This is a genomic window from Mesorhizobium sp. LSHC420B00 (assembly GCF_000503055.1).
In the GTDB taxonomy this organism is placed as follows: Bacteria; Pseudomonadota; Alphaproteobacteria; order Rhizobiales; family Rhizobiaceae; genus Mesorhizobium.
Map to the genome: position 1 here is coordinate 1 of NZ_AYVY01000061.1, position 9,155 is coordinate 9,155.

General features: G+C 61.7%; 6 protein-coding genes and 3 pseudogenes. 5 read left to right on the plus strand and 4 right to left on the minus strand.

Features of this window, described 5'->3' with window-relative positions; genetic code table 11:
• Nucleotides 1-844: 844 nt before the first annotated feature.
• Nucleotides 845-1,818 (minus strand): annotated as a pseudogene (locus X760_RS75990) (IS110 family transposase); the annotation flags it as partial.
• 1,159 nt (nucleotides 1,819-2,977) lie between these two features.
• Here X760_RS75990 and X760_RS79000 point away from each other — a divergent pair.
• Complete coding sequence (locus X760_RS79000) at nucleotides 2,978-3,787, plus strand: excalibur calcium-binding domain-containing protein (RefSeq protein WP_023723188.1); 810 nt, start codon at nucleotides 2,978-2,980, stop codon at nucleotides 3,785-3,787.
• A 223-nt stretch (nucleotides 3,788-4,010) separates the two neighbouring features.
• Nucleotides 4,011-4,499 (plus strand): hypothetical protein, encoded by a 489-nt coding sequence (locus X760_RS77040; protein WP_156937504.1) that lies wholly within the window; start codon nucleotides 4,011-4,013, stop codon nucleotides 4,497-4,499.
• A gap of 62 nt (nucleotides 4,500-4,561) precedes the next feature.
• Here X760_RS77040 and X760_RS73225 read toward each other — a convergent pair whose 3' ends face one another.
• A complete protein-coding gene (locus tag X760_RS73225) occupies nucleotides 4,562-5,956 on the minus strand; it encodes a Do family serine endopeptidase (protein ID WP_031195538.1) in 1,395 nt (464 codons plus the stop codon).
• A gap of 246 nt (nucleotides 5,957-6,202) precedes the next feature.
• Here X760_RS73225 and X760_RS78740 point away from each other — a divergent pair.
• The 3 genes and pseudogenes from X760_RS78740 to X760_RS73235 form a co-directional block, all read left to right on the plus strand.
• A pseudogene (locus tag X760_RS78740) lies at nucleotides 6,203-6,436 on the plus strand (hypothetical protein); the annotation flags it as partial.
• Between the two features lie 167 nt (nucleotides 6,437-6,603).
• Entirely contained in the window at nucleotides 6,604-7,062 is a 459-nt protein-coding gene (locus tag X760_RS73230) for a hypothetical protein (protein WP_023723191.1), read from the plus strand.
• Complete coding sequence (locus X760_RS73235; protein ID WP_023723192.1) at nucleotides 7,059-7,583, plus strand: RES family NAD+ phosphorylase; 525 nt, start codon at nucleotides 7,059-7,061, stop codon at nucleotides 7,581-7,583. Before X760_RS73230 ends, X760_RS73235 begins: the two co-directional genes overlap by 4 nt.
• 114 nt (nucleotides 7,584-7,697) lie before the next feature.
• Here X760_RS73235 and X760_RS73240 read toward each other — a convergent pair.
• Together X760_RS73240 and X760_RS73245 are read right to left on the minus strand one after the other, a co-directional pair.
• A pseudogene (locus X760_RS73240) lies at nucleotides 7,698-8,472 on the minus strand (SMC-Scp complex subunit ScpB).
• 2 nt (nucleotides 8,473-8,474) lie between these two features.
• The coding region (locus tag X760_RS73245) for a DUF1403 family protein (RefSeq protein ID WP_023723194.1) at nucleotides 8,475-9,155 on the minus strand (681 nt) is incomplete at its 5' end.

The window sequence follows — 9,155 nt, forward strand, 5'->3', positions numbered from 1 at the left end:
GAGGGGCTATGAAACTGGGAGCAAACGATGACTGTCCAAAAAGAAGACTATCGAACCAACAGAGCCCACTACGCCATAGCTGCGATGCATAGCCGAGCGACCGCTGAGGGCGATCGTGACGAATTGGTGGCGAGGAAAAAGTCCCTGTGGGTAACAGATCGGCGATCTGCAAAATTGGCTGCAAACCCGTCCGAAAGCTCGCCAGAACCCAAGGCAAAACCGCGCGGTAAGTGAATCGGACGCCAGCCACTTTCTTACCGCCGCGTACTTCGTTCGCATGGTTCGATTATATTAGATTTATCTAAAATACTAACCGGCCAGTCGAGCATTCCCGAACGCTCGCTGGTCAGGCCCAGCGGCCCCCCTAACCCAAGCTGCTGGGCCGCCACTCAGAGCAAAGCGCGATGTATGAGCATACCTAGCATAACGGTGATCGTCTCCACCTTGCCGGCCTTGCTTAGCACCACCTGAAAATCAGCTTCGAATCCCCGAATGTGCGGGGTCCCAGTGGCCATCACTAGACATTTCGAGATTTGCGGTTCAAGCCTCCCTTCATCGGCATGAGCGGTGACGGAGTACATCATCTTGCCAAATCAACACAGCCGACATCCTCGTCCCCTCGTTCGGTCGAAAGCCAGGTGGAACAATCAGGGCGCGCAACTTGTCATGACTGATATTGCCGCTTCACCCCAGCTTTGAGCGTGCGCCCTTCCGCCTGTGCGTGGTTCACCGTTTTTTACATTATTAGCGCACGTTTATAAACGGACATGTTGGTGTAGCTTGTACGTGCCCAAAGCCTCGGCGCAACGACCCAGCGCCGAGGCTTTTTTGCGGTATCCTTGCTCAGCATGTGCCAGATGATCATTGCAAGCTTGCGCGCAGTGGCGACGGCCGCGATGTGCTTCCCGCGGCGCGAGGCGATCCGCTTGTGGGAGGCGCGAAGAGGTCCTGGCGATCGCACAGCCGCCCATGCCGCCTCGACCAGCATCCCCCGCGCATGGCCGCGGCCCTGCTTCGTGATGCGCCCGTCATAGGCTGGCCCCTCACCGGACTGCCGCACGCTCGGATTGAGGCCAAGATAGTCAACGAGCTTCTGTGGATCGCTGAAGCGCCGTATGTCGCCGATTGCCGCGGCAACGCTCGCAGCCACGGTGACGTCGAGGCCGGGCAACGTCATCAGGCGGCGGATTGTCGGATCCTGAAGGGCATGTACGGCTATATCCGCCTCGACCACCGTCAACGTCTCGTTGATCTGGTTAATCAAGCCGAGGTGGCGCTCGATGGCGGCGCGCTCATCCGCAGGCAATATTTGCCTCGTCAGCCATTTGCGCCCGCTGATCCCGACGAGGTTCCCATGCGGACACGGCGGGATCAGGTGGGCGTGGAGGATTGACTGGATCAGGTTCTTCAGCCGCGAACGCTGGCGAACCAGCTGTGTCCGCCTGGTGACCTGTCTTCGGAGGGCAAGGGTCCCCGGATCCGGAACCCAGACCTCCGGCAGAAAGCCCGAGGCGTAGAGCTTCGCAAGGACAGTGCGTCGATCGTGTCAGTCTTCACCTTCGCGTGCGCGATCATGTGCACCTGCTTGGGATTGGCGATCACGATCCGATGGACGTAGGGCGACAGCACTTCAGCGACGGCAGCAGCATTGCCTGTCGCCTCGATCACCACATGATCATCGTGGGTGAGTTCCTTCCTGGCGAACTCCTCGAGCTTATTGCGCAGCATTTGAACGCGGCCGAGCTTGACGATCTCGCCATCAAGCAACGACACGACCTCGGCGGTTACGCGGTGTATGTCCATGCCGATAATACGCACGGTTCCCTCCATCGTTGGTCACGAACAGGGAGCGAGCGGGCAACACGACAAATACGGATCCGCACTCGCAGCGCATCCGGGCGAGTCGTAGGGGCGGCCAGATAATGTGCTCGAACTCGCAGTTCATCTGCATACGCCGGCCTGCCCGCACTTGCGTGCTCCCGGTGCCCCGTGGCCCGGATGCGCCAAGCTTAACGAACCTGACGTACCGAACAAACGATGGCACCAAGAACATCATGCCGGATACGGCTTCATCGAGAGCTTCAACGGCAAGGAAGGCGCGTCAACACTCTACGCTACGATTGCTGGCCGCCCGTCGTCACGGCGCATATGCGACGTTCCGTTAGCCGCCGATCGCGTTCCTATCCACGACAATCGCGTGGTGGTACATTCGGTTGATTTGGCGAATGTTTTTTGTCGTCAACTCACCGGGAAACCGGGAAGGTGGTCATGAGAATTATTACCGCTCTAGCATGCGTCGCCCTCCTTGCAGGTTGCACAACGGCAGGCCCCCCAGGGCCCCAAGGGCCTGTCGGTCCACAAGGTCTTCCCGGCAAGCAGGGACCTAGAGGTGCAATGGGGGCTGAGGGTCCGGCGGGGAAGGACGGCGTCGGCGGTTGGGAAATCACCCAGTATGCAAGCGCGAGTGATACAAGCCCAGACAAATCCGCACAGGCTTGGTGTCCCAAGCCAAAAGTCGTCATAGGTGGCGGTGCCAGCGCGTCANCCCCAACAGCTTGGACGCTGACAGCATACGCCATTTGCGCGCTTGTCAAATAGTCGGCGCTTGGCCGGGCCGGTGAACTTTGCGTTGTCGCGTCTTGGAGACACAAACGGCGTTCTAGTCTTCATCCCAAAAATCCTGCAGCGAGGCGTGCCGAAGGTCTTCCTCGCCCCGGAGGTGCTTCACGCGGACCTTGATGCCCGCTTGCGAAGGCCATAGTTGAGACGGTTGAAAGGCTGAGCCGGTGCCCCCCGCGTTGACCAGTTGCCGACCGGCTAGTGCAGCTTCTGGACTCTCGCCCGGAATGGCGGCATTCTCTCTTCCGGGAGAGCGGGCGTGGGCAAAGGCCACCGTTATCAAGGCGCCAATCAGGCTGACCGCTGGCGAAGGCGCGCCGGCAGAAGAATGCCGTTACGGCGGCTGCCGCGACCCCTCTTGGGGCTGATCTTCCTCGGCGCCGGCACGCTTGCCGCCGCAGTCACCCAATTCGCGATCCAGAGCACCGCCGGCCAACAGAGCACGATAACAAACTGGACAGAACCATTGCCTGGCCACATGGAAGGCCGCGCCTCGGTGATCGATGGCGACACAGTAGAGATTGCAGGCCAAAGGATTCGTTTCAATGGCATCGACGCGCCCGAGAGCCGTCAGCACTGCGACGACGCCAAGGGCTTTGACTACCCATGCGGGCGCCGCGCTGCCCAAGCCTTGGACAAGTTCCTGGCAGCTTCGCGACCGCTGCATTGCAGTTTTGTCGATCGTGATCGGTACGGGCGTCTTGTCGGGAACTGCGATCGGGCGGGCGGTCGTAGCGTTCAGCGCTGGCTTGTCGAGCAGGGCTTGGCACTGGACTGGCCCCTCTACAGCCACGGCGCCTATGCGGGGCAGCAGGCGAAGGCAGAGGCGGCAAAGCTCGGTCTGTGGGCCGGAACTTTTCAGGCGCCTTGGGTGTGGCGTCTAGCGCATGCCGACAACCGGCCGCTTTCTAACCAGCCGCTTGGCTTAATCAACCGCCATCAGGTCGCACAAAGCGGCTATTCATGCGAGCCGCGGCGCACCTGTTCCCAAATCAGCTCGTGCGATGAAGCAAGTTGGTACCCAGCCAACTGCTCTTGGGGCCGCAAGCTAGACCGCGACAAAGACGGCANCTCGTGCGATGAAGCAAGTTGGTACCCAGCCAACTGCTCTTGGGGCCGCAAGCTAGACCGCGACAAAGACGGCATCGCCTGCGAAAGCCAGTGTTGAACCTGCAGGTGCTGCCGCTTCACGGTCGCACGCACGTCGGTGTTGGCGCCGCGGCGCGTTGGGGTGGGTTTGGTCATGTGGAGGGGTTCCTAATGAAAGGGCCGCCTCGACGGGTGGCTTTTGAACGGTGACGGACTGCCGTTCCAAGCGGACCAGCTATTGTCGACTAAATGAAAGCGGGAAGATCCAACGATGCCTCCAAAATACGTGCAGCCCTCCGTTCATGAGACAGCTTTCAGCGGCATTCCAAATCGGCAGGGAGTTCGGCAGAGCCGAGGCCGAAGTTATGTTGCCCCGCCCATCGATTATGATCGCCACCCATCGACAACGAGCGATGCAGAACACGGCGAGCCGACCTGACGTTATCATTCGCTGGCATCAAGTCCGGCCTGATTTTCCAGAACTCGTTGCAACTGATGCGGCGAACTTTGACGCTGCCGTCTCAACAATGACCGTGCGAGATGTGGTCATATGGCGTCTTCGGGAAGGGCGCTCGCTGCGCGGTTCCGGCAAGGCCGGTCTTCATCATCGCCAACGCGGCGAAGGTCTTCTATCACGCTATATAGGAACGGAGTGCGTCAAAATTGACACGGGCTCGGCACGAGCTGCTCAAGTGCGGACGATGATGGGAGCCACGGCCGGCTGGCTGCTTTTTGCCGCGCGCGAGATGGGAGGAGGCGGCTGGAGTGATGTTTGGGCTCCGGCGACCTGATTCCGTTCTTTCGGATACGGAACGGAAACTTTGCCACATTTTTGGTTTCGACGCACGCTACGTCAGGAAGCAGCTAGGGCAATGAAGAGCGATTGTCCTTGCCTGTTTATGCGCAACAGAATGGGCTTGTGCTGCTGCCGGGATCTTGCCCACTCCTCCTGGATATCTGACGGCTGTGCCACATCCCGGTTGTTGGCCGAGACAATCACGTCGCCAGGTCGAAGGCCGTTCTCGGCGGCGGGGCTATTCGGCGCCACTTCCTGGATAAACACGCCGGTGGTACCCGGCTGCAGACCGAGTTGCTGGCGCGCTTCGTCCGGAATGGTGCTGAGCGACAGCCCGAGGCGTTGGTCCGCCGCTTCCGGACTCGGAACGGCACCGGTCTGCACCTCCTCGTCCTTGCGTTGGCCGACGGTCAGCTCCACCTCCTGCTGGGAGCCGCCGCGGTTCCTTGTCAGCGTCGCTTTCGACCCTGGCTTTTCGTTCGCTGCCGCCAGTGTCAAGTCATGGACGCCCTGGATGTCCTTGCCGCTGAACCGGGTGATTACATCGCCCGATTGTAGGCCGGCCTTCTCCGCCGGACTGCCGGGCTCGACCGAGGCGACCAGCGCTCCCTTGGTGCTCGATATCCCAAGCGCTTGGGCAAGCGACGGCGTCACCTCCTGGAGACGCACTCCGATGAAGCCGCGGTCAATCCGGCCGGTACGGATCAGCTGATCGGCGACGCTTCGTGCAGTTCGGGACGGCACGGCGAAACCGATGCCGATGCTGCCGCCCGATGGCGAGACGATGGCCGTGTTGACGCCGATCACTTCGCCGCGCGCGTTAAACAGCGGGCCGCCGGAATTGCCTCTGTTGATCGAGGCGTCTGTCTGGAGGAAATCGTCGTAAGGGCCGGCCTGGATGTCGCGCGAGCGGGCGGAAAGAACGCCGACGGTCACGGTTCCCCCGAGCCCGAAGGGACTGCCAATCGCGATCGTCCAGGCACCCGGCTGCATTGCGTCAGAGTCACCCCAGGCGGTGGTCGTCATGTTGGGGCGTGGATCGACCTTCAGCACCGCGATGTCGGTTGCTGGATCGCGGCCCACAAGTCGCGCGCGCGAAGTCTCCTTATCGGAGAATACGACGTGGATTTCGGTGGAGTCGGCCACGACATGATTGTTGGTGACGATGTAGCCCTCCGGACTGACCACGAAGCCGGAGCCGAGAGCTTCTCGCACCTGCGGCTGGGCAGGCCCGCGGCTGTCGAAGGGGTTGAGAAAATCGTCGAGCATCGTTTGGTCCTGGATGATCTGCCTCGTCGTGATCGCGACCACGGCCGGCAGCTTCTGACGCAGGATTGCGCTGAAGTCGTTCGGGATTTCCTGTGCTGAAACCGGAGCAAAGCCGCCAGCCGAGAGCATCAAGATTCCTGCGACGAGGCCCATGCTCAGTCGCTTCCTGGCAATGTAAGACATGATTGATTCTCCTGCCCGACCGCCCTGGCGCTGCCGCGCGACTTTTCCCAGACGCAACAACTGACATTCACGCCGATTGTTTCACCGGTTCGAAAAAATGTTGATCGTGGGCTGAACTGCGAGGATTTGGCCTTGTCGGGCCATTGAAATTTGCTCGAAACTCTCCAAAATTTCGGCTGGTGAAAATCGCGAGAGCCACCAAAGATGACATCAACAAAGGAGACTATTCAAAGCGGAGGACCATCGATGGAAGGAGCCATTTCGACGAGTTTTCCCCCAATCGGGCCCGAGGGTCCTGATGTTTTTCTTGACCGGTTGCTCCATCCAGCACGGCATTTCGAGCGACCTCAGGACGTGCTGACTGACGCGACGCTGGACGTCCAGGAGAAGCGTGCAATCCTTTCGTCCTGGGCATCGGATGCCTGTGCGGTGGAATCGGTGCCGGCGCTACGCATGCCGCCGGGAGCAACCGAACCGGTCAGCTCCATGTTGGGGACAAGACGATGCCTCCGTCCACTTGCTATGCATCGGAATGTGCATATATTGTGCATATGAGAGGTCGGAGATTTGTCATGGCCCACGCACAGCTCGCACATTCCACGGTGATTTCNGCATATATTGTGCATATGAGAGGTCGGAGATTTGTCATGGCCCACGCACAGCTCGCACATTCCACGGTGATTTCCGGCTTTGTCGATAGCCTGCAGGAGCCGCGCACGCCTTATATCTCGCCGAAGCGCCTGTCGCAGGCGCTGGGCGTGAAGGTGGCCAACTTGGCCCAGCTGACCGGTGTCCACCGCAACACGCTCCGCAATCCCTCATCGGAGCGCCTGCAGGGCCGGATGCGCGAGATGGTGAAAGTGATCTCGGCGGCGACGGAACTCACCGGCGACGTCAACAAGGCGATCTTTTGGTACCGCAATGAACCGATCGCCGACTATGGCCATCGTACCGCAGCCGAGCNCGTCAACAAGGCGATCTTTTGGTACCGCAATGAACCGATCGCCGACTATGGCCATCGTACCGCAGCCGAGCTCGTCGCGGGCGGCCAGGTCGAGGCGGTTCTGGCCTTTATCCGGGATCTCGAGAATGGTGCGCGCGGGTGAGGATCACCCGCATCGGTCCAGACGAAATCTTCCATCGCTATCTGACTCCCAAATGGGCTTTCCTGCCCACCAGCGGTGCAGGCGCGGCGATGGACGGCGGTCGTTTCAACCGGCCGGGCATCGAAGCACTTTATCTGTCGCGTGCGACCCAGACGGCGCTTGATGAATCCAAGCAGGGTGCCAGCATCACCCCGCCCGCCACCCTTGCCGCTTACAAGATCACGCTCGCCGAGGTAGCCGACCTGTCGCAGGGGTTCGAGCCGGACATCTGGGATGGCGCGTGGAAGGAGTGGGATTGTGCCTGGCGCCAGGTCGCTCGCATAGACAAGAAGATTCCGCCGTCGTGGAAGCTCGCGGATCTGGTCATCACCGCCGGACTTCGGGGCATCCTGTTCCCGTCGCTGCGTCACGCCGGCGGCACCAATCTGGTGATCTTTCCGGCCAATCTTGTCGACGGCGACCATGTCGCGGTTCACGATCCCGATCAACGGTTGCCGCACGACCAGTCGTCCTGGTCCTGAGTTAGACTGTCTCTGGGATCGCAACGCGACGACGCCCCCAGTCACGGCGCTTGGTCCCCAACGACATCGTCCTCGCCGTCGCCCTCCCCGCTCGCCAGCCCGGCTGGAATATNGTCACGGCGCTTGGTCCCCAACGACATCGTCCTCGCCGTCGCCCTCCCCGCTCGCCAGCCCGGCTGGAATATCGCCGGCCAGCAGCTTCTCCTTCGACAGCAGCCCTGCGTCCTCGAGCGCCTCGAAATCGGGTAGCTGGCGCAGCGTGTCGAGCCCGAACTGCGACAGAAAAGTTTTCGTCGTCACATAAGTATAGGGCGCGCCAGGTTGCGGCGAGCGCGGACCCGAAGCNCAGAAAAGTTTTCGTCGTCACATAAGTATAGGGCGCGCCAGGTTGCGGCGAGCGCGGACCCGAAGCGATAAGATCCTGCGCGCGAAGCATGCCGATCAGGTCACGCGACACCTCCTTGCCGAAAAAGCTGGAGAGCTCGCCACGGGTGATCGGCTGGAAGTAGGCAATGCACATCAAGACAAGCGCCTCCGCCTGCGGCAATTCTTTTGCCCCCTCGCCCGCTGCCGTGCCGAAGGCTGCGTGAATGGCATCGCCAAAAACCTTTCTGGTCCGGTGCTGCCAGCCGCCGGCGACCGAGACCAGCTCATAGGGGCGGCCGGCGAGCTCGGCGCGGATGTCGTCGATGATCAGCTCAAGATTGCAGTTCTTGCCGACGACCCGCGCCAGCACCTCGCGTGGCACTGGTTCGCTGGCCGCAAAGACAACCGCTTCGACGCGGCCCATCCACTCGCGCCAACGCAGTTCCGGCGGCAGATGTTCGAGCTCCGTGTCGAGCAAGGCCGACTGTTGGTTCGGCTTGCGGCGGGTGGACGCTTCGCTCATCCCTACAGCCCAAACAGACGAAAGGTGGTGCGGCCGGAAAGCTCGCGCACGGCCTCGAGCTGTTGCAGCCGGTCGAACAGGCGCCGCGCCGCAAACCGCGACAGGCTTTTGGTCGTCAGCGATCCGGAGAGGGCGTCGTCGTCGAGCAGTCTTTGGATCACATCGCCCGCCCCCTTTGCCCTGAGCTTCGGTGCGACGGCGATGAGCCGCTCCGCGCGCCGCGACAGCTCGGCGGCCAACCGGCAGGCGTCCGCCGCGGCTTGCGCCAACGCCAGGCACACTGCCCGCTCAAACCCTTTTTCGCCTGGCCGGATCCGCTTGCCGCCGCCAGACTTGGACCGAAACGCCGGGCCAAAAGCGTGTGCCATCAGCAGCGGCAGCGGGCGCGGCCAGCGCAGGTTTTGCGCCAGCACCAGGTCGGCGAGCCACCAGGCAAAAAGCTCGGAGTCGGACTTCATGGCGACGACGTGAGCGGCGATTGCCGCCGCGGCAAACGGCGCCGGCCGCCCCGAGCGCGCCAGGTCGTCGATGTATTCACAAACCGCGGCCAGCGCCTCGACGTCCCAATGGAGACCCATCTGGTCGACGATCTTTTCGAGCTGATCGGCGCTGGCAGCGGGCGGCTGCCCGGCCAACTGCCGCCAGGCGCCAAAGGTGGCGCCGGCGGGCCCCGGATCGGCTCC

Coding starts and splice junctions, on each gene's coding strand:
- X760_RS77040 (WP_156937504.1), top strand. CDS start 4,011: ATGAGACAGCTTTCAGCGGCATTCCAAATCGGCAGGGAGTTCGGCAGA.
- X760_RS73225 (WP_031195538.1), bottom strand. CDS start 5,956: ATGTCTTACATTGCCAGGAAGCGACTGAGCATGGGCCTCGTCGCAGGA.